The organism is Rhodopseudomonas sp. AAP120 (genome assembly GCF_001295845.1).
GTDB lineage: Bacteria > Pseudomonadota > Alphaproteobacteria > Rhizobiales > Xanthobacteraceae > Rhodopseudomonas.
The window spans coordinates 1-17,815 of record NZ_LJIC01000126.1; the positions used below are offsets into that span (position 1 = coordinate 1).

The window sequence follows — 17,815 nt, forward strand, 5'->3', positions numbered from 1 at the left end:
CAGCTCGTCGCCGCGCGGACGCGGGCTCCTCACGTGCAGCACCATACTTTTTCCCGCCGATCTCACAAGTTGGATCTGATCAGCGGTCTAGCCGTCCGGCCGGCATCCTTCTTTGAAGGGTGATTACGGGGTCTAATTGCTTGGAATTACGGTCGCTTTGTGTCCGCCCTGGGCGCCTGCCGAGAACTCGGGGAGGCGTCGGAGCTGGACGGAGGACCATAAGCGGACGATCATGAACGAAGGCTGACTAATTGGACCCTGGCAATGCCGGGGGTGCTCGCTCCGGCCGGGCTTCTCTCTACCAGCACCGTCATTCCGGGGCGCGAGCGCAGCTCGCGAACCCGGAATCTCCAAGCGTTCTGCGACCGGCTTTTGCCACACCGTCGGGATTCCGGGTTCGCCCGCAAGGGCGGGCGCCCCGGAATGACGGGGTAAGGTGGTGCTCTTCAAGCCAGAGAGGGCTATATTCCGCTGGATGGCCCGGTCATCCGGGTTCAGACGCGGAATGGAAAGACCGGATGAAGATCAAGACCAAGCAGTTTCGCGTCGAGGAAGGCAGCAAGGTCGACCTCGACAAATGGCCCACGCTGGTCGACCCGTTCTACGAGTCCAAGGAAAACTACCAGGAAATGCTCCGCGGCCATGTCGCAAGGCTGGCCGAGCAGCAGAAGTTGCTCTACGCCAGCAACCGCCACGCGATCCTGCTGATCTTCCAGGCGATGGACGCGGCCGGCAAGGACGGCGTGATTCAGCACGTGATGTCGGGCGTCAACCCGCAGGGTTGTCAGGTCTTCAGTTTCAAGCACCCCAGCGCCACCGAGCTGAAGCACGACTTTCTCTGGCGGACCACCCGCGACCTGCCGGAACGTGGCCGCATCGGCATCTTCAACCGCTCCTACTACGAGGAGGTGCTGATCGTCCGGGTCCATCCGGACATCCTCGCGAGCGAAGCAGTGCCGAACGGGCCGGCCGGCAAGCAGTTCTGGCACAAGCGCTATCGTTCGATCCGCAATGCCGAGCAGCATCTGCACGCCAACGGCACGCGGATCGTCAAGTTCTTCCTGCATTTGTCCAAGGAAGAGCAGCGCAAGCGCTTTCTGGCGCGGATCGACGAGCCCGACAAGAACTGGAAGTTCAGCGCCGCCGACATCGAGGAGCGCAAATACTGGGACGACTACATGGAGGCCTACGAGCACTGTCTCACCGAGACCAGCTCCGACGACTCGCCGTGGTACGTCGTCCCCGCCGACGACAAGCAGAACACCCGGCTGATCGTCTCGCAGGTCATTCTGGAGACCATCGAGGATCTGAAAATGTCCTATCCCGAAACCTCGCCGGCGCGGCGGAAAGAGCTGCTGAAACTGCGTCGCCAGCTCGCGAAGTAGTGCGCTCGACAATGCCGCGCGACCGCGGTGTGGCCCGCGTGCATTCGCCGATGGTCGAACGGCCGCGGTCATGGGCATGACACATCGGACAGGCTAGGGATGCATCTTCGGCCGGTTCAGGGGTATGTCATGACGCTGCAGGGAAAAAAGGGGCTGGTGGTCGGCATCGCCAACGCGGACAGCATCGCGTTCGGCTGCGCCCGTGTTTTTCGCGACGCCAGTGCCGAGCTCGCCGTCACTTATCTCAACGAGAAGGCCAGGCCCTATGTGGCGCCGCTGGCCGAGCAGCTCGCGAGCGAGATCGTGCTGCCTTGCGACGTGCGTGAGCCCGGTCAGCTCGAAGCGGTGTTCGCGCGCATCGCCGAGCGTTGGGGGCGGCTCGACTTCCTGCTGCATTCGATCGCCTTCGCGCCGAAGGACGATCTGCACGGCCGTGTGGTCGATTGTTCGCAGGAGGGCTTCGCGACCGCGATGGACGTCTCCTGCCATTCCTTCATCCGCATGGCGCGGCTCGCCGAGCCGCTGATGCCGGACGGTGGCTGCCTGCTCACCGTGTCGTTCTACGGCTCCGAGAAGGTGGTCGAAGACTACAATCTGATGGGCCCTGTCAAAGCTGCGCTGGAGAGTTCGGTGCGCTATATGGCGGCCGAGCTCGCGCAGAAGCGTATTCGTGTTCACGCGCTGTCGCCGGGGCCGCTGAAGACCCGCGCGGCGTCCGGCATCGGCCATTTCGACGAACTTCTGGAGCGCGCCCGCGCTCGCGCCCCGGCGCATCAGCTCGTCAGCATCGAGGATGTCGGCCACGTCGCCGCCTTTCTGGTCGGCGATGGTGCCCGCTCTTTGACCGGCAACATCGAATACATCGACGCCGGATATCACGTCGTCGGCTGACGCCGGCTGGAGAATGGCATGGAGCAGATCCAGAACCGCACCTTCGACGAGATCGCGGTGGGCGACACCGCGAGTCTGGTGCGCACGCTGACCTATCGCGACATCGAGGTGTTCGCGGTGATGTCCGGCGACGTCAATCCGATGCATGTCGACGCCGCCTTCGCCAAGAGCGATCACTTCCACCAGGTGGTGGCGCACGGCATGTGGGGCGGCTCGCTGATCTCGACGCTGCTCGGTACGCAGCTGCCCGGCCCCGGCACGATCTATCTCGACCAGTCGCTGCGCTTCGTCCGTCCGGTGCTGCTCGGCGACACGGTGACCGTGTCGGTGACGGTGAAGGAGAAAAACGAGGCCAAGAAGCGCCTGCTGCTGGATTGCCGCGCCACCAACCAGAACGGCGACGACGTCATCGTCGGCCTCGCCGAAGTGATCGCGCCGGTGGAGAAGATCCGGCGCTCGCGCGTGCAACTGCCGGAGATCGACCTCCATCCGGCGGCGCGGCGCTACGAGCGGCTGATCGAGATGACGCAGGGCCTGGAGCCGCTGCGCGTCGCGGTGGTGCATCCGGTCGATACGCCGTCGCTGCTCGGCGCCGTCGAAGCGCAGCGCGCCGGGCTGATCGTGCCGGTGCTGGTCGGTCCGGAGGCGAAGATCCGCGCCGCCGCCGCGCAGGCTTCGGTCGATCTGTCGGCCTATGAGATCGTCGGCGCCGAGCACAGCGACGCGGCGGCGGCCGCGGCGGTCGCGATGGCCCGCGCCGGCCAGGTCGAGGCGCTGATGAAAGGCGCGCTGCACACCGACGAACTGATGCGGGCTGTGGTCGATCCGGCGCTCGGCCTGCGCACCGCGCGGCGGATCAGCCACGTCTATGCGGTCGACGCGCCGGACTATCCGCGGGCGCTGCTGGTCACCGACGCGGCGATCAACATCTATCCGACGCTGACCGACAAGCGCGACATCATCCAGAACGCGATCGAGCTGGCGCATGCGCTCGGCATCGAGCAGCCGCGCGTCGCTATCCTCTCCGCGGTCGAGACCGTCACCGAAAGCATCCGCTCGACGCTGGATGCGGCGGCGCTGTGCAAGATGGCGGAGCGCGGCCAGATCACCGGCGGCATCCTCGACGGGCCGCTGGCGTTCGACAATGCGGTGTCGGCCGAGGCGGCCAAGACCAAGGGTATCGTCTCGCCGGTCGCCGGCCGCGCCGACATTTTCGTGGTGCCGGATCTCGAGGCGGGCAACATGCTGGCCAAGCAGCTCGAATATCTGGCGCGCGCGCATGTCGCCGGCATCGTGCTCGGCGCCCGCGTGCCGATCATCCTCACCAGCCGCGCCGACAAGACGCTGGCCCGGCTCGGCTCCTGCGCGATCGGCCTGCTGATGGCGCGGCACAGGACGGCTGCGCTGCCGAGCCTGTCGTCCGGAGATGCCGCATGAGCGAAACGCTGCTCGTGCTCAATGCCGGCTCCTCCAGCATCAAATTCGCGCTGTATGAAGCGCATACCGAGCCGACGCAGGACCATCTGATCTGCGAGGGCGGCATCGGCAGCCTCGGTCACCGCCCGCATCACAAGGTGGTGGACCGCGACGGTGCGACGGTCCACGACGCCTATCTGCCGGACGGCGCCGGCCATGACGACGCGATCGCGACGCTGATCGGCTGGATCGAACAGAACTTCCCCGACCGGCGGATCGCCGCGGCGGGGCATCGCGTGGTGCACGGCGGTGACAAATTCGACGCGCCGGCCCGGATCGATTCGGGGGTGATCGAGCAGCTCCGCAGCTTCATTCCGCTGGCGCCGCTGCACCAGCCGCACAGCGTCGCGGCAATCGAGGCGCTGGCGAAGCTGCATCCGAAGCTGCCCCAGGTCGCCTGTTTTGACACCGCGTTCCATCACCATCTGCCGCCGGTCGCGACCTGGTTCGCGCTGCCGCGCGAGCTCACCGCCCAGGGCGTGCGGCGCTACGGCTTTCACGGCATCTCCTACGAATACATCGCCGGCCAGCTGCCCGCGGTAGCGGGGCAGGAGATCGCCGACGGCCGCGTCGTGGTCGGGCATCTCGGCGCCGGCGCCAGCATGTGCGCGATGCGTGCCGGCCGCAGCATTGCCACCTCGATGGGCTTCACCGCGCTCGACGGCCTGATGATGGGCAGCCGCACCGGCGTGCTCGACCCCGGCGTGGTGCTGTATTTGCTGGAGCAGAAGGGCATGACGCCAGCCGCGATCAGCGATCTCTTGTATCGCCAGTCCGGCCTGCTCGGCGTCTCCGGCATCAGCGACGACATGCGCACGTTGCTGGCGAGTGCCGATCCGCGCGCCGAAGAAGCGATCGCGCTGTTCGTCTATCGCATCGGCCGCGAACTCGGCTCGCTCACCGCGGCGCTCGGCGGGCTCGACGCGCTGGTGTTCACCGCCGGCATCGGCGAGCGCGCTGCGGAGATCCGGCGGCGGGTCTGCGCGCAGGCCGCCTGGCTCGGCGTCGTGCTCGACGGCCACGCCAACGCAAATCTCTCCGGCGCCCGGCGCATCAGTACCGACGAGAGCAAGGTTTCGGTCTGGGTGATCCCGACCGACGAGGATCTGATGATCGCCTGTCAGGTCTGGCGGCTGGTCGACGGGGGGCGGGCGGCCTAGCGCGGCTCCCCGAGCGTCGGGGCGGATCGGCGCGCGGCGCTGTTGGTCGCCTCGCCGGCGCCGCGCGACTGGCACAGCTCCGGCGCCAAGGGAATGTTTTCGGTCACCGCGGCCGGCTGCTGCTGCTGGCCGCCGCGGCTACGCTTGGCGGCATACAGCGCAGCGTCCGCCTTGCCGAGCAGCGCGTCGAGCGTGGTGCCGTCGGCCGGCGCCAGCGCGGTGCCCACACAGGCACCGAGCACGACGACATTGCCGTCGATGATATAAGGGGCCGACACGGTCGAAACGATGCGGCCGCACAGCGCCTGGATCTCGTCCCGGCTGTCGACATCCGCCTGGATCACGATGAACTCGTCGCCGCCGACGCGGGCGGCGAGATCGCTGGGGCGCAGCAGTCCGGTCAGTCGCATCGCGACGATCTGCAGGATTTCGTCGCCGGCCGCGTGGCCGAAGCGGTCGTTGGCTTCCTTGAAGAAGTCGAGGTCGATACAGATCACCGCGAAGCCTTCGCCGTGACGCTGCAGCCGCGCGGCGGCTTCGTCGAAATGCTCCGACAGGCGCAGCCGGTTTGGCAGCTTGGTGAGGACGTCGGCACGCGCCAGATGCGCCGCCTCGGCGCGCAGCGTGAGCTGCTCTTTGGTGGTGTCGTGAATGTAGACGATCAGCTCGAAGCCGCCGAAGAAGAAGATCAGGAACAGCAGCGCCTGCGCGGCGTGCATCAGGTCGAAATTCCACAGCGCCGCGCCGACCGCCGGGATCACTGAAACGGCGAGGCTGGCTTTGACGATCCAGGGCCGGATTGAAAACCGCGTGGTGGTGCCGGCGCAATAGCCGAACACCAGGCCGCTTGCGACCATGTGAGCGGTGAGATCGGGCAGCAGGAAGCAACGCAGCGCGAAACCGCCGACGCAAATGCCGGTCGAGATCACGCCGACGGCGAGCCGGCGCTCCCACACTTTGGCCGACGCGAGGTCGAGCGGTCGCCGGTCGAAGGTGCGGTCGAAGGCGATGCAGAGCGTCAGCCTCGCCAGCGTCACCAGCATGCCCGCCACGCCGATCGCCGGACTGATCAGGTCGCCCGTCTGGTAGCCGACCGCAGCGCCGACCATCAGGATGGCGGTACCGACGACGACGATCGGCCAGCGCGCGGTGTAGAGCAAGCGCACGAACTCGATATAGACGGTGTTCGCGACTTTGCTTTCCGACGTCATCTTTGAAGGACTCGAGGCCGTCTCGATTCGCCGCCCGAACCATGCAGGCGGTCGATTGATACCTGTTGAGAACGAGACCTATTCGACCAAAACTGAATCCCCGGTGAAACACCGGGGCAGGTTCCGAGCATTGGTGAATCGGCCCTTAAGGCAAGAGGGCAAATGCTGTCAGGACCCGGCAGACTCGGCCGAGGTGCCGTCGCCATGCGGGCGAAGCTTGAAATGGCCGTAGCAGGAAGCGATCGGCTTGTCGGGATCGGACTGATAGGCCTGGGCCTCGAACGCGACGACGCGGCGGCCCTGCTTGACGATCGACACTCTGGAGAAAGTGTCGATCGGCCGGCCGGAGCGCAGATAGTTGACGGTCAGTCCGATCGGCTTCGGCGCGGCGGCGAGGCCGATCTCGCGATGCACCTTGAAGATCGACGCGGTTTCGAGAAAGGCACCGATGACGCCGCCATGCAGCGCCGGCAGGATTGGATTGCCGATCTGCTTCGGATCATACGGCATCACCGTGTTGGCCTGATCGTCGACCCGGATGCCGAGGAAGCGCGCATAGGGGCTGATCGCCAGCGGACCGCCGTCGTCGTCCGGCGCCACCAGCGGCGGCGGCGTGTCGAACTTCACCTTCGGCTCCTGCCGCAGCATGTCGGTGCGGTTGGCGCCGATCATGAACATCGCGGTGGCGCTGGCGATCGGATCGGATTCGGCGTCCTGATAAGCCGTCGCCCGGACGAAGGCGATCGAGCGGGTGACGTGATAGCAATGCGCGTGCGCACGGATCGCCTGGCCGGGCGTCGCCGGCCGCAGGTAATCGATCCGCAGATCGAGCGTCGCGATCGCCTGCGTGCTCCGCAGCGCGAACTGCACCGCCATGCCGCAGCTCTCATCCAGCATCAGCGTGACCACGCCGCCGTGGATCACACCGGTGCGGGTGTCGCCGACGAACACCGGATGATAGGGCAGGCTGGTCCAGGCCTCGCCCGGCGCATAGCGCTCGAGCTGCAGGCCGATGAGGGCGCCATGGACCGAGCGGCGGAGCTTGATCAACTCCGCTTTCTGGTCGACGGCCAGCGCGGGATCTTGGGAGGACGTGTCGGGCATGGGCGACGTTCTAGCAAGGCGCTCGGATGGCGGGAAGCGCTGGGCTGCGGCCTTGCCCATGCGTTGATGGCGGGGCCGCGAGGGAGGGCAGGACGGGCGGAGCGCCGCTGCAGGCTTTGTTTACCATCTCATGCGACGCTGACGTCGTGGTCGGTGTGGAGTTGCGTCGTGCGTCCTGTCAAACTGCTGTTGCCGCTGCTGGCGAGTGTCATGACTTCTTCCTGGGCGATGGCGGCCGACTATGCGGCGCCCTATCGGCCCGCCTACCGACAGGCTCCTCGCCCGCACGTCGTCTATGCGCCGCGCCCGATCGGCATTCCGCAGGCGCCGCCGGTGATCTGGGTCGAAGCTCCGCCGCAATATATGCAGCATCTGGTGCCGACCGGAGGCTGTGGCGGTTGTGGGCCGCGCTACGCTCCCGTCGGCGAATGGCGCCGGACCCCGCCGCCGTCGTTCTGGGACTCGGTCATCCGCGACTACGACTACTGACGTCCTGTCGTTCGGCTCAACCCTCTGCGCGGCTGCGTTTGCTGCTGCACCCGCCCGGAATCGCGCTATAGCTGCCTGGCGGCGTCGCAAACGCCGCGTAGGCATGGCTGAGGCGAGAGGGCTGGAATGTTTGCGGTCATTGTGGTGCTGGCGTTGCTGGTCGGCGGGCCCGCTTCGGCCGCCGATGTCGTGGTCAAGGACGCGGCGACGCTGCAACTCGGCGGCGTCACCTACCGGCTCGAGGGAATCGACGCGCCGGAGCTCGACCAGCGCTGCATCAACGAATTCGCCGATCCATCGGCCTGCGGGCTCGAAGCCCGTGACGCGGCGGTGAAGCTGATCGCCGGCCGGGCCGTGACTTGCCGCGATCTCGGGCCGGACCCGGCGTTCAGTGGGCGCCGGGTCGGCGCCTGCACGATCGCGGGCGACGGCAGCAATCTGAGCCAGCGCCTGGTCCAGGCCGGGCTGGCGCTGAACGCCGATCCGAAGGGTCGTTTCGCGGCCGACGAGACCAAGGCCAAAGAGGCGCGGCTGGCGTTGTGGCGGGGATGCTTCGTCGCTCCAGCGAGCTTCCGCCGCTGGGACAAGACCGCGCCCCTGATTGGCGCGGCCTGCCGCGACGATCGCAAGACCGCGATGCTGGACCTGATGTTCCCCGAGATGCCGCCGATGCCGGAGGGCTGCGCCATCAAGGGCAAGCTCGCCAAGCGTGCGCGCCTCACCGGCAATGTCGGCGTCTATCAGCTGCAGGGCTGCCCCAGTTACGCCAGTCTGATCAAGCCGAACCGCTGGTTCTGCTCCGAGGACGATGCCCGCGCCGCCGGCTTCCGCAAAGCCTATAACTGCCGGATCGGCGCGAAACGCTGATACTGGCTGTCAGCGCTGCGCCTTGAAGTCCGGTTTGCGCTTGCCGAGGAACGCCGCGACACCCTCGGCGAATTCGTCGCTGCCGAACGCGACGCCCTGGGCGAAGGCTTCCAGCGCGAAGAATTGTTCGATCGGCTGGAACGCTCCGTTGACCAGCATCTTGGTCAGCCCCAGCGACGTCGCCGGTCCGGCGGCGAGTTCGGCCGCGAGCGCCACCGCGGCATCGAGCAACTGATCGGCCGGCACCACGCACTTGGCGATGCCCAGCGCCTGCGCCTCCGCCGCGTCGACACGGCGATTGGTGAGCAGAATGTCCTTGGCCCGCATCGCGCCGATCGCACGTGGCAATGTTAAAGCCAGGCCGAGATCCGGCGCGGCGCCGAGCCCGGGGAACGCAGCCCGGAAGTAGGCCTGATCCGACATCAGCACGATGTCGCACAGCAGCGCCATCGAGAAGCCAGCGCCGGCTGCGGAGCCGTTGACCGCGGCGATCACCGGCTTCTCGGCGGTCAGCAGTCGCTGCGCCCAATTGTGCGTCACCTGCATGCGCTGCCGCACCTGCGGCGCGCCGCGATCGGCCATGTTGCTGATATCACCGCCGGCGCAGAACGACTGCCCGGTACCAGTAATCACCAGGCAGCGCACTGACGCGTCGGCGAGTAATTCCGGGATGCGGGTTTCCAGCTGATGTTTGACGGCGGGCTGCAGCGCATTCCGGGTCGCCGGGCTGTTGAGCCGGACGATCATCACGTCGTCACGGCGGTCGAAGATCACGGCATCGCTTGCGGCATCGGCTGACATGTTCCCACCCCTGCTGTTGTTTTCCGCAGCCTAGCGCATCGCGTCGGTATTTGCGAAATCGATTTTCGCAATGCTAGGATTGCGCCCAACACAAGACTTCCACGGGACGGAAACTCATGCAGATCACCGCGGGCCTTCGCAAGGCTGCCGCCTTTCGCGCGCACGACACCGCGCTGGTGACGCCGGAGCGCAGCTTCACGCACGGCGAAGTGCTGGATCGCATCGCGCGCTTTGCCGCGGCGTTGCAGCGGCTCGGTGTCGCGCCCGACGACCGCGTGGCGATCCTCGCCGCCACTGGCGCCGCCTATGTCGAGAGTTACTTTTCGGTGCTGTGGGCCGGCGGCGTGGTGGTGCCGGTCAATTCGCGCTTCGCGTTGCCGGAGATGATCGAGCAGATCACCGACGCCGAGCCGTCACTGCTGATCAGCGACGCCAGCTTTCTCGACACCGCCGTGCAACTCGCCAAGGCTTGCCCGTCGCTACGTTGTGTCATCGCCGATGCGCCGCGCTCCGGACTGCCGCGTGTTCATGCTTACGAGGACCTGATCGCCAGCACGCCGCCTTGCGCCGATGCCGGGCGCGGCGGCGAGGACCTCGCCTGCCTGTTCTACACCGGCGGCACGACCGGCCGCGCCAAGGGCGTGATGCTCAGCCACCGCAATCTCTGGGTCAACGCCGTCGTGACCGCGATGGCGTTCGGCTTCGACGAGCACACCGTGGCGCTGCATGCCGGGCCACTGTTTCATCTCGGCGCCGGCGCGCGCGTCTACACGACATCGATCATGGGCGGCCGCCACGTCGTGATCCCGCGCTTCACGCCTGCCGACGTGCTGGCGGCGATCAGTCGCCACAAGGTGACGGTTGCGACCTTCGTGCCGACCATGCTGGGCATGATCCTGCAATCGCCCGATCTCGACCGCTACGATCTGTCCAGCCTCAAGCTGATCACTTACGGTGCTTCGCCGATGCCGGAGCCGGTGCTGCAGGAATGCCTGCGCCGCTTTCCCAACATCCGGTTCGGCCAGTCCTACGGCATGACCGAACTGTCCCCGGTCGCCACCATCCTGACGCCCGACGATCACCTGCCCTCCGCGCCGCGGCGCCGGCTGCGCTCGGCCGGCCGTCCGATCGTGTCGGCCGAGGTGAAGATCGCCGATGCCGCCGATCGCGAGTTGCGGCATGGCGAAGTCGGCGAGATCCTGGTGCGTGGTCCGATGGTGATGATGGGCTATTGGCGCCAGCCGGAGCTGACGGCGCAGACGCTGCGCGGCGGCTGGATGCACACCGGCGATTCCGGCTCGTTCGATGCCGACGGCTATCTGTATATTTCCGACCGCATCAAGGACATGATCATCTCGGGCGGCGAGAACGTGTATTCGATCGAGGTCGAAAATGCGATCGCGGCGCATCCGGAGGTGGCGCAATGCGCCGTGATCGGCATCCCGCATCCGAAATGGGGCGAGACGGTGCATGCGGTGGTGGTGCGTAAATCAGGCGCATCGCTCACCGCCGACGAGTTGATCGCGTTCTGCCGGGCCGCGATCGCCGACTACAAGGTCCCGCGCAGCATCGACTTCCGCGACGACCCGCTGCCGCTGTCGAGCGTCAATAAGGTCAACAAGGCGGCCCTGCGCGCGCCTTATTGGAGCGACAAGGATCGGCGCGTGAATTGAGTATAGTTATTGAGAGGCGCCCACCCCAGCGTCATTGCGAGGAGCGCAGCGACGAAGCAATCCAGCCGCATGCACTGGGCTTCTGGATTGCTTCGCTACGCTCGCAATGACGGGGAGGGGCCTCGTGCCGATGTTAGACCAGTAGCCAGTTGTGAGTGATCACCCGCCCAGCGCCGCGCTGATCGCTCTCGCGGCATGGGCCAGCGCCGGGCCATGCTTCTCGATCAGCTGCTGCTGCGACACCAGATAGGCCGGGCCGCCGAAGCTCAGCGTGTAGACCGGGCCGCCGTTCGGCGGCACGATCGCGGCGCCAACGGCGTTGATGTCGTTCCGCCATTCGCCGATCGAGATGCAGAAGCCGCGCTTTGCCATCTCGCGCGTGGAGCGGGCGATCGCCTTTTCGAGCTTCGGCCAGTCGTTGCCGTGATGCGCGCGCAGCTCGGCGAGCAGCGCACTGCGTTCTTCGTCGCCGATCGCCGCCAGATAGGCCCGGCCGAGCGAGGTGGTGGCGATCGGCACGCGCGAGCCCGGCGGCAGCCGCAACCCGATCAGCGCGTCGCTCTCGCAGCTCTCGATGTTCAGCATCATCAGCCGCTCGCGGGTGCCGAGCCCGACATGCAATTGGCTGTCCTCGGCCAGCCTGGTCATGATGGGGAGCGCCGCCTTGCGGACGTCAAGATTGGCCAGTGCCGCGTAACTCAGCGCCAGCGCCCGCGCGCCCAGCTGATAAGTCGCCGAGCGCGGCTCGTAAGTCAGATAGCCGAGCTGGATCAGCGTGTGCGTCATGCGCGAGATCGTCGGCTTCGGCAGCCCCGTGCGCTCGGCGAGTTCGAGGTTGCCGAGCGCGCGGTCACCGGCGCGGAAGGCGCCGAGCACGTCGAGGCCACGCGCCAGCGCTGACACGAACATCCGCCCGGCGTCGTCGTCGGCTCCCTCGGCGCGCGGTCGCCGCGAGGCGCGCTGCAGGGCGGGATTCTTACGCGCCAGCGTCTTCTTCGCCGGTGGGGCCGGAGCCGGGCCCGGCTTGGAGGGACGACGCGATCTGCCGGTGGTCATCGACGGCTCCGGAAACTCGGCCGCAAGCTGCGGCGGGATCAAAACATTTGCGAAATTCGATTTCGCATATTGTGTGAGCCCCGCCCGGGTGGCAAGTTGCCGCAAAAATGTGACGAGGAAGCTCCCGATGGCGATCGACCCGGCCCGGCTGCGCGACTGGCCCATTCCCGAGATCGAGCAGACCTACACCGAGCGCGACACCATGCTGTATGCGCTGGGGCTCGGCCTCGGCGCCGATCCGCTCGACGCCAAGCAGCTGCGCTACGTCTACGAGCAGGATCTGCAGGTGCTGCCGTCGATGTCGGTCGTGCTCGGTTATCCCGGCTTCTGGCTCGGCAACGAGGCGACCGGCGCGGACTGGCGCAAGGTGCTGCACGGCGAGCAGGGTTTCGAGATTTTCAAGCCGCTGCCGCCGAAAGGCACGGTGGTCGGCCGATCGCGCGTCACCGGCCTGTTCGACAAGGGCGCCGGCAAAGGCGCGGTGCTGCTGTCCGAGCGCGACGTCGTCGACAAGGCCAGCGGCGAATTGCTGTGCCGGCTGACTTCGACCACCATGCTGCGCGGCGACGGCGGCTTCGGCGGTCCCTCCGGCCCGCTGCCGGCGCCACATCCGCTGCCCGAACGCGCGCCCGATCTGCAGTCACGCATCGCCACCGCGCCGAGCGCCGCGCTGATCTACCGCCTGTCCGGCGACTACAACCCGCTGCATGCCGATCCCGAAGTCGCGCGCAAGGCCGGCTTCGACAAGCCGATCCTGCACGGCCTGTGCACCTTCGGCGTGGTCTGCCGCGCACTGGTCGAACTGTGCTGCGACGGCGATGCGAAGCGGCTGGTGAAGATGCAGGTGCGCTTCAGCTCCCCCGTGTATCCCGGCGAAACCATCGTCACCGAAGTCTGGAAGGAGGGCGATTGTACGCTGTCGTTCAGAGCCAAGGTGGCGGAGCGCGAAGTCGTGGTGATCAACAACGGCGCCGCGACGGTCACGCCGGGTTGAGGCCAAATTCCGTGCGGCAGGAAAACGGCGGAGATCGTGAGTCATGTGCAGCTTGGGTGTGTGACGATCGCGCGAGTTTGAAAACATTCACTTGGGGCGGCGCCCGCACATCGCTATAAGCCCGCGGCGCTTGCCGCGACTAACAACAACCAGGAGGAACGCGCTTTGTCCATTTCCCGTCGCTCATTCGGAATAGGCGCCACTGGTGTGATGCTCGGCACCGTCGCCGCGCCGTGGATTCGCAATGCCAACGCCGCGCCGCCGCCGATCAAGGTCGGCGTCATCAATTCGATGAGCGGCGGCCTCGCCGCCTATGCGCAGGAAGGCCAGCCGGCGTTCGAATACATCATCAAGAAGATCAACGACGCTGGCGGCATCAAGAACAAGGACGGCGCCAAGATCCAGCTGATCCAGGCCGACGACACCAGTCAGCCGGCGCGCACCGCCACCGAGGCGCGGCGGCTGATCACCGAGGAGAAGGTGCAGCTGCTCACCGGCACCATCCTCAGCGCGCAGATGCTGGCGCTGACGCCGGTGCTGGACGAACTGAAGGTGCCGACGCTGTCGATCTGGGCCGGTGGCGCGCATTCCAGCTACATGTTCTCGCTCGGCTATCCCTACGACCGCGGCTACGCCCAGTCGATGCACGACTTCATCAAGTCGCTGCGCGACGACAGCAAATTCCCGATCAAGACCGCGGTGATGAGCTACTCGAACTACGAGGCCGGCCAGCAGGTCAACAAGTTCCTGGTCGAGAAGCTGAAGGCCAGCGGCTTCGAGGTGATCGGCGAGGCGCCGCTCGATACCAAGGCGCAGGATCAGACCTCGGCGATGATCCGCATCCGCTCGCTGAAGCCCGACATCGTCACCGGCCTGGTGACGCCGCGCGACGGCATCCTGCTGCATCAGGCGCGCTACAACCTCAACTATCACAACAGCCTGTTCGTCGGCGGCACCGGCGGCTATTCGGACCTGTCGCTGTGGAAGGACCTCGGCCCCGAGATCGGCAAGGCGGTGCTGACGCGCAATCTGTTCGCGATGACCGGCTTCAGCGCCGGCGCCAAGATCGACTCGATGCAGAAGATCATCGCCGAGCTGCGTGACGTCGCCAAGATCGATCGCATCGGCCAGGGCGCAATTCAATACGCGCAGGGCGCGCGCGTGCTGCAGCGCGTGCTGGAGAAAGCGTCGTCGCTCGAGCCGGCGGCTATTTTGGAGTCTTTCAAGACCTTCGACATTCCGTTCGGCGATCCGGATCTCTACGTCGCCAAGCCGAAGGGCCTGCAGTTTGCTGAGGACCGGCTGCTGAAGGACGGCTCGGCCATGATGGTGCAGTGGATGCCCGATCAGTCGCAGGAAGTCGTATTCCCGAAGGAGTTCGCGCAGGCCGCTCCGCGGCCGAAGAGCTGAGCCGTGGCGCTGCTCGAAGTCGACAACGTCAGTAAGCGGTTCGGCGGCCTGCTCGCGCTCAACGACGTCAGCTTCGCCGTCGAGCGCGGCGAGATCCTCGGCATCATCGGCCCGAACGGCGCCGGCAAGACGACGCTGTTCAGCGTCATCTCCGGCTTCGCGCCGCCGACCAGTGGCGAGGTGCGGTTCGACGGCCAGCGCATCACCGGCATCTCGCCGGATCGGCTGACGCGCCGCGGTCTGGTGCGCAGCTTCCAGATCGTCCAGACCTTCGCAGACATGACGACCCTCGAGGTCGTCACCACGGCGGCGCTCACGCGGCGGCCGATCCGCGAGGCGACCGACTACGCCGCCGCGGTGCTGACCCGCGTCGGCCTCGGCGGCAAGCTCGGCGAGACGCCGGCGACTCTGTCACTGCAGGACAAGAAGCTGCTCGAAGTCGCCAAATGCGTCGCCACCGATCCGCAGTGTATCCTGCTCGACGAGGTGATGGCCGGCCTCACCATGGCCGAAACCGAGGCGCCGATGCAGATCATCCGCGAGCTCAACCAGTCGGGCGTCACCATCGTGATGGTCGAGCACGTGATGCCGGTGATCATGCGGATGGCGACCCGGATGGTGGTGATCAATTTCGGCGAGAAGATCGGCGAAGGCACGCCGGACGCGATCATCAAGGATCAGAAGGTCATCGACGCGTATTTCGGGGAGCACCTCGATGCTTGAGGTCGAAGGGCTGGTCGCCGGCTATGGCGGCACGCCAATGCTGCGCGACGTCTCGGTGCGGCTCGCGGCCGGCGAGCTCGTCGGCCTGCTCGGCGCCAACAATGCCGGAAAGACCACGCTGATCAATTGCCTGTCGGGCATCGTGCAGCCGATGTCCGGCCGCATCCTGTTCGAAGGCAAGGACATCACCCGCGCCACCGCGCGTGAACGCGTGGAGCTCGGCATCATCCAGGTGCCCGAGGGGCGACTGGTGTTTCCCGAGATGAGCATTCGCGAGAACCTGCTGCTCGGCGGCTTCTGCGATCGCGCGCGGCCGCATCGGCCGGCGCAGATGGACAAGGTGCTCGAGCTGTTTCCGCGGCTGAAGGAGCGGCTGACCCAGGCGGCCGGCACGCTGTCCGGCGGCGAACAGCAGATGCTGGCGATCGGCCGCGGGCTGATGGCCGAAGCGCGCATCCTGATGCTGGACGAGCCGTCGCTCGGCCTGTCGCCGCTGTTCGTGCAGTACATCTTCGAGATCATCGACCGGCTGCACAAGGACGGGCTGACCATGCTGCTGGTCGAGCAGAATCTCAATCTGACGCTGCGCCACGCTCAGCGCTGCTACGTGCTGGAGCGCGGCCAGGTCGCGGTCGAGGGCGACGCCGATATCGTCAAGAACGACCCGCGCACGCGGCAGGCCTATCTGGGGCTGTGAGGAGGATCAAGTGAGCGAGTTCTGGCAGGCCTTGGCGCAAGGCGTACTGATCGGCAGCACCTACGGGCTGCTCGCGCTCGGCATGGGACTGGTCTACGGCGTCAGCGGCATCGTCAACTTCGCCCATGGCGACTTTATCTCGCTGGCGATGTTCATGTCGCTGGCGTTGTTCTCCGCCTTCGCGATGGACCCTTACGTCTCAGCCATCATCACCATTCCGGTGATGGCGGCGATCGGCGCGCTGGTCTATCGCTTCCTGCTGCGGCCAATGGCCGGGCACCAATTCCTGATGATCGTGCAGCTCACGCTCGGCCTCAGCCTGCTGCTGCAGAACGGCATCCTGATGGTGTTCGGCGGTCAGCCAGCCCGCGTGCCGTCGGCCGTCGAGTCCAAGCTGATCATTTTGGGCGAAGTCGTGCTGCGGATGCCTAACGTGATCGCCTGCGTGGTCGCCTTCGCGATGGCGATCGGGCTCTACATCATGCTGCGCTCGACCGATTTCGGCCGCTCGATCCGCGCCGTGCATCAGAACGCGCGCGCCGCGGCGCTGATGGGCGTCGACGTCGGCCGCGTCCAGGTCGTCACGTTTGCGATCGGCGTCGCCATCCTGGCGGTCGCGGCCGCGCTGCTGCTGCCCGGGACGCCGATCCAGCCGACGCAGGGTCTGCAATACACCGTCATCACGCTGCTGATCGTGGTGCTCGGCGGCATGACCAATTTCGTCAGTATCATGCTCAGCGGCCTCGTCATCGGCATCGCCGAAGCCTTTGGCACCGTCTACATCTCGGATGCGCTCGGCCGGCTGGTGCCCTATGCGATCTTCGTGCTGATCATGCTGTTCCGCCCGCAAGGGTTGACCTGGAGGACGTCATGATCAACGACGGCTTCTACAAGACGCTGGCGTCGCCGGCGCTGTGGGTGATCCTGCTGCTGGCGGCATCGCTGCCGCTGGCGCTGAACAGCTATTATCTGCACATCCTCACCATCGCGCTGGTCTATGTGGCGCTGGCGTCGGCGTGGAATATCGTCGGCGGCATGGCCGGACAGATCTCGCTGGCGCACAGCCTGTTCATCGGCACCGGCGCGATGCTGGCGGCAGCGCTGCAGGTCAAGCTCGGCATCAACATGTGGGCCGGCTTGGTGATCTCCGCGGCGGTCGCCGGCGCGCTCGGCGCGATCATCGCCTGGATCGACTTCCGGTTTCAGCTCGGGCATCTGTCGTTCGTGCTGATCACGCTGGCGTTCGCCGAGATGGCGGCAATCGTGGTCGAGGGCTGGGAGTTCCTCGGCGGCGCCTCCGGCCTGCTGCTGCCGCGCGACACCGGCGACGTGACGGCGTTCCAATTCGGCGGCGTGCAAGGCGCCTATTGGGTGATGCTCGGGCTGTCGGCGGTGATCGTGCTGATCAACGTCGCCATCCTCAATGCGCCGCTCGGTTATTATCTGCGCACCATCCGCGACAATGAGAAGGCTGCGCAGGCGATCGGCGTCAACGTGCTTCGTCACAAGATCGTCGCGATGACGATCTCGGCAGTGCTGACCTCGATCGTCGGCACCTGCTACGTCCGTTATCTCACCTTCGCCGATCCGTATCAGCTGGCGTCGCCGACCATCACCATCGAGATCGTGCTGTTCGCCACCGTCGGCGGCCTCGGCCGCGCCTTCGGGCCGGCGCTCGGCGCGCTGCTGTTGGTGCCGCTCGGCGAAGTGCTGCGCGGCCAGCTGGGCGGCGCAATTCCCGGCCTGCACTACTTCATCTACGGCGTGGTGGTGATCGCCGTCATCATGGTGACGCCGCGCGGCCTGCTGCCGCTGTTCGAAAAGCTGCTGCTGCGCCGCCGCGCGCCGGCGCGCTAGGGTCGAAGCGTTCAGGCGCTT

17 protein-coding genes are annotated in these 17,815 nt (G+C 66.5%); 13 read left to right on the forward strand and 4 right to left on the reverse strand.

What is annotated here, in order from left to right; all coding sequences use genetic code 11:
• The first annotated feature begins 518 nt into the window (after positions 1 to 518).
• From IP86_RS19260 to IP86_RS19275, 4 genes are all read left to right on the forward strand, one after another.
• Entirely contained in the window at positions 519 to 1,385 is an 867-nt protein-coding gene (locus IP86_RS19260) for an ADP-polyphosphate phosphotransferase (RefSeq protein ID WP_054164043.1), read from the forward strand.
• Between the two features lie 129 nt (positions 1,386 to 1,514).
• A complete protein-coding gene (fabI, locus tag IP86_RS19265; RefSeq protein ID WP_054164044.1) occupies positions 1,515 to 2,276 on the forward strand; it encodes an enoyl-ACP reductase FabI in 762 nt (253 codons plus the stop codon).
• A gap of 18 nt (positions 2,277 to 2,294) precedes the next feature.
• Positions 2,295 to 3,713 carry a bifunctional enoyl-CoA hydratase/phosphate acetyltransferase gene (locus IP86_RS19270; protein ID WP_054164045.1) on the forward strand — a complete coding sequence of 473 codons (1,419 nt, stop codon included), beginning with the start codon at positions 2,295 to 2,297 and terminating at the stop codon, positions 3,711 to 3,713.
• Positions 3,710 to 4,912 carry an acetate/propionate family kinase gene (locus tag IP86_RS19275; RefSeq protein WP_054164046.1) on the forward strand — a complete coding sequence of 401 codons (1,203 nt, stop codon included), beginning with the start codon at positions 3,710 to 3,712 and terminating at the stop codon, positions 4,910 to 4,912. The genes IP86_RS19270 and IP86_RS19275 overlap by 4 nt, the downstream gene beginning before the upstream one ends.
• Here the strand turns inward: IP86_RS19275 and IP86_RS19280 are convergent.
• Both IP86_RS19280 and IP86_RS19285 read right to left on the reverse strand, forming a co-directional pair.
• Positions 4,909 to 6,123 carry a GGDEF domain-containing protein gene (locus IP86_RS19280; RefSeq protein WP_082364117.1) on the reverse strand — a complete coding sequence of 405 codons (1,215 nt, stop codon included), beginning with the start codon at positions 6,121 to 6,123 and terminating at the stop codon, positions 4,909 to 4,911. The two genes, IP86_RS19275 and IP86_RS19280, sit on opposite strands and share 4 nt — an antisense overlap.
• A 168-nt stretch (positions 6,124 to 6,291) precedes the next feature.
• Entirely contained in the window at positions 6,292 to 7,227 is a 936-nt protein-coding gene (locus tag IP86_RS19285) for a PaaI family thioesterase (RefSeq protein WP_054164048.1), read from the reverse strand.
• Between the two features lie 168 nt (positions 7,228 to 7,395).
• Between IP86_RS19285 and IP86_RS19290 the strand changes: the two genes are divergently transcribed.
• Positions 7,396 to 7,716, forward strand: a complete 321-nt coding sequence (locus IP86_RS19290) for a hypothetical protein (protein ID WP_054164084.1) — start codon at positions 7,396 to 7,398, stop codon at positions 7,714 to 7,716.
• Between the two features lie 126 nt (positions 7,717 to 7,842).
• Positions 7,843 to 8,583: a thermonuclease family protein gene (locus IP86_RS19295; RefSeq protein WP_054164049.1), complete on the forward strand. Its 741-nt coding sequence runs from the start codon at positions 7,843 to 7,845 to the stop codon at positions 8,581 to 8,583.
• 9 nt (positions 8,584 to 8,592) lie between these two features.
• On the opposite strand, the gene IP86_RS19300 is transcribed toward IP86_RS19295, so the two are convergent.
• Positions 8,593 to 9,384, reverse strand: a complete 792-nt coding sequence (locus tag IP86_RS19300; protein WP_054164050.1) for an enoyl-CoA hydratase/isomerase family protein — start codon at positions 9,382 to 9,384, stop codon at positions 8,593 to 8,595.
• A 116-nt stretch (positions 9,385 to 9,500) separates the two neighbouring features.
• On the opposite strand from IP86_RS19300, the gene IP86_RS19305 reads away from it, so the two are divergent.
• Positions 9,501 to 11,057, forward strand: coding sequence for a class I adenylate-forming enzyme family protein (locus IP86_RS19305; RefSeq protein WP_054164051.1), 1,557 nt, complete (start codon positions 9,501 to 9,503; stop codon positions 11,055 to 11,057).
• A 159-nt stretch (positions 11,058 to 11,216) separates the two neighbouring features.
• Here the strand turns inward: IP86_RS19305 and IP86_RS19310 are convergent, their stop codons facing one another.
• Complete coding sequence (locus IP86_RS19310) at positions 11,217 to 12,113, reverse strand: IclR family transcriptional regulator (RefSeq protein ID WP_082364121.1); 897 nt, start codon at positions 12,111 to 12,113, stop codon at positions 11,217 to 11,219.
• A gap of 127 nt (positions 12,114 to 12,240) precedes the next feature.
• On the opposite strand from IP86_RS19310, the gene IP86_RS19315 reads away from it, so the two are divergent.
• The 6 genes from IP86_RS19315 to IP86_RS19340 all read left to right on the forward strand — a co-directional run bounded on the left by IP86_RS19315 (position 12,241) and on the right by IP86_RS19340 (position 17,794).
• Positions 12,241 to 13,107 carry a MaoC/PaaZ C-terminal domain-containing protein gene (locus IP86_RS19315; RefSeq protein WP_054164052.1) on the forward strand — a complete coding sequence of 289 codons (867 nt, stop codon included), beginning with the start codon at positions 12,241 to 12,243 and terminating at the stop codon, positions 13,105 to 13,107.
• A 210-nt stretch (positions 13,108 to 13,317) separates the two neighbouring features.
• Positions 13,318 to 14,517 (forward strand): ABC transporter substrate-binding protein, encoded by a 1,200-nt coding sequence (locus IP86_RS19320; protein ID WP_245290677.1) that lies wholly within the window; start codon positions 13,318 to 13,320, stop codon positions 14,515 to 14,517.
• 3 nt (positions 14,518 to 14,520) lie between these two features.
• Positions 14,521 to 15,240 carry an ABC transporter ATP-binding protein gene (locus tag IP86_RS19325; RefSeq protein ID WP_054164054.1) on the forward strand — a complete coding sequence of 240 codons (720 nt, stop codon included), beginning with the start codon at positions 14,521 to 14,523 and terminating at the stop codon, positions 15,238 to 15,240.
• Positions 15,233 to 15,937: an ABC transporter ATP-binding protein gene (locus IP86_RS19330; RefSeq protein ID WP_054164055.1), complete on the forward strand. Its 705-nt coding sequence runs from the start codon at positions 15,233 to 15,235 to the stop codon at positions 15,935 to 15,937. The genes IP86_RS19325 and IP86_RS19330 overlap by 8 nt, the downstream gene beginning before the upstream one ends.
• Before the next feature lie 10 nt (positions 15,938 to 15,947).
• Complete coding sequence (locus IP86_RS19335; protein WP_054164056.1) at positions 15,948 to 16,811, forward strand: branched-chain amino acid ABC transporter permease; 864 nt, start codon at positions 15,948 to 15,950, stop codon at positions 16,809 to 16,811.
• On the forward strand, positions 16,808 to 17,794 hold the full coding sequence (locus IP86_RS19340) for a branched-chain amino acid ABC transporter permease (protein ID WP_054164057.1): 987 nt from the start codon (positions 16,808 to 16,810) through the stop codon (positions 17,792 to 17,794). The genes IP86_RS19335 and IP86_RS19340 overlap by 4 nt, the downstream gene beginning before the upstream one ends.
• Positions 17,795 to 17,815 lie beyond the last annotated feature (21 nt).

Coding starts and splice junctions, on each gene's coding strand:
- IP86_RS19260 (WP_054164043.1), top strand. CDS start 519: ATGAAGATCAAGACCAAGCAGTTTCGCGTCGAGGAAGGCAGCAAGGTC.
- fabI (WP_054164044.1), top strand. CDS start 1,515: ATGACGCTGCAGGGAAAAAAGGGGCTGGTGGTCGGCATCGCCAACGCG.
- IP86_RS19270 (WP_054164045.1), top strand. CDS start 2,295: ATGGAGCAGATCCAGAACCGCACCTTCGACGAGATCGCGGTGGGCGAC.
- IP86_RS19275 (WP_054164046.1), top strand. CDS start 3,710: ATGAGCGAAACGCTGCTCGTGCTCAATGCCGGCTCCTCCAGCATCAAA.
- IP86_RS19280 (WP_082364117.1), bottom strand. CDS start 6,123: ATGACGTCGGAAAGCAAAGTCGCGAACACCGTCTATATCGAGTTCGTG.
- IP86_RS19285 (WP_054164048.1), bottom strand. CDS start 7,227: ATGCCCGACACGTCCTCCCAAGATCCCGCGCTGGCCGTCGACCAGAAA.
- IP86_RS19295 (WP_054164049.1), top strand. CDS start 7,843: ATGTTTGCGGTCATTGTGGTGCTGGCGTTGCTGGTCGGCGGGCCCGCT.
- IP86_RS19300 (WP_054164050.1), bottom strand. CDS start 9,384: ATGTCAGCCGATGCCGCAAGCGATGCCGTGATCTTCGACCGCCGTGAC.
- IP86_RS19305 (WP_054164051.1), top strand. CDS start 9,501: ATGCAGATCACCGCGGGCCTTCGCAAGGCTGCCGCCTTTCGCGCGCAC.
- IP86_RS19310 (WP_082364121.1), bottom strand. CDS start 12,113: ATGACCACCGGCAGATCGCGTCGTCCCTCCAAGCCGGGCCCGGCTCCG.
- IP86_RS19315 (WP_054164052.1), top strand. CDS start 12,241: ATGGCGATCGACCCGGCCCGGCTGCGCGACTGGCCCATTCCCGAGATC.
- IP86_RS19320 (WP_245290677.1), top strand. CDS start 13,318: ATGCTCGGCACCGTCGCCGCGCCGTGGATTCGCAATGCCAACGCCGCG.
- IP86_RS19330 (WP_054164055.1), top strand. CDS start 15,233: ATGCTTGAGGTCGAAGGGCTGGTCGCCGGCTATGGCGGCACGCCAATG.
- IP86_RS19340 (WP_054164057.1), top strand. CDS start 16,808: ATGATCAACGACGGCTTCTACAAGACGCTGGCGTCGCCGGCGCTGTGG.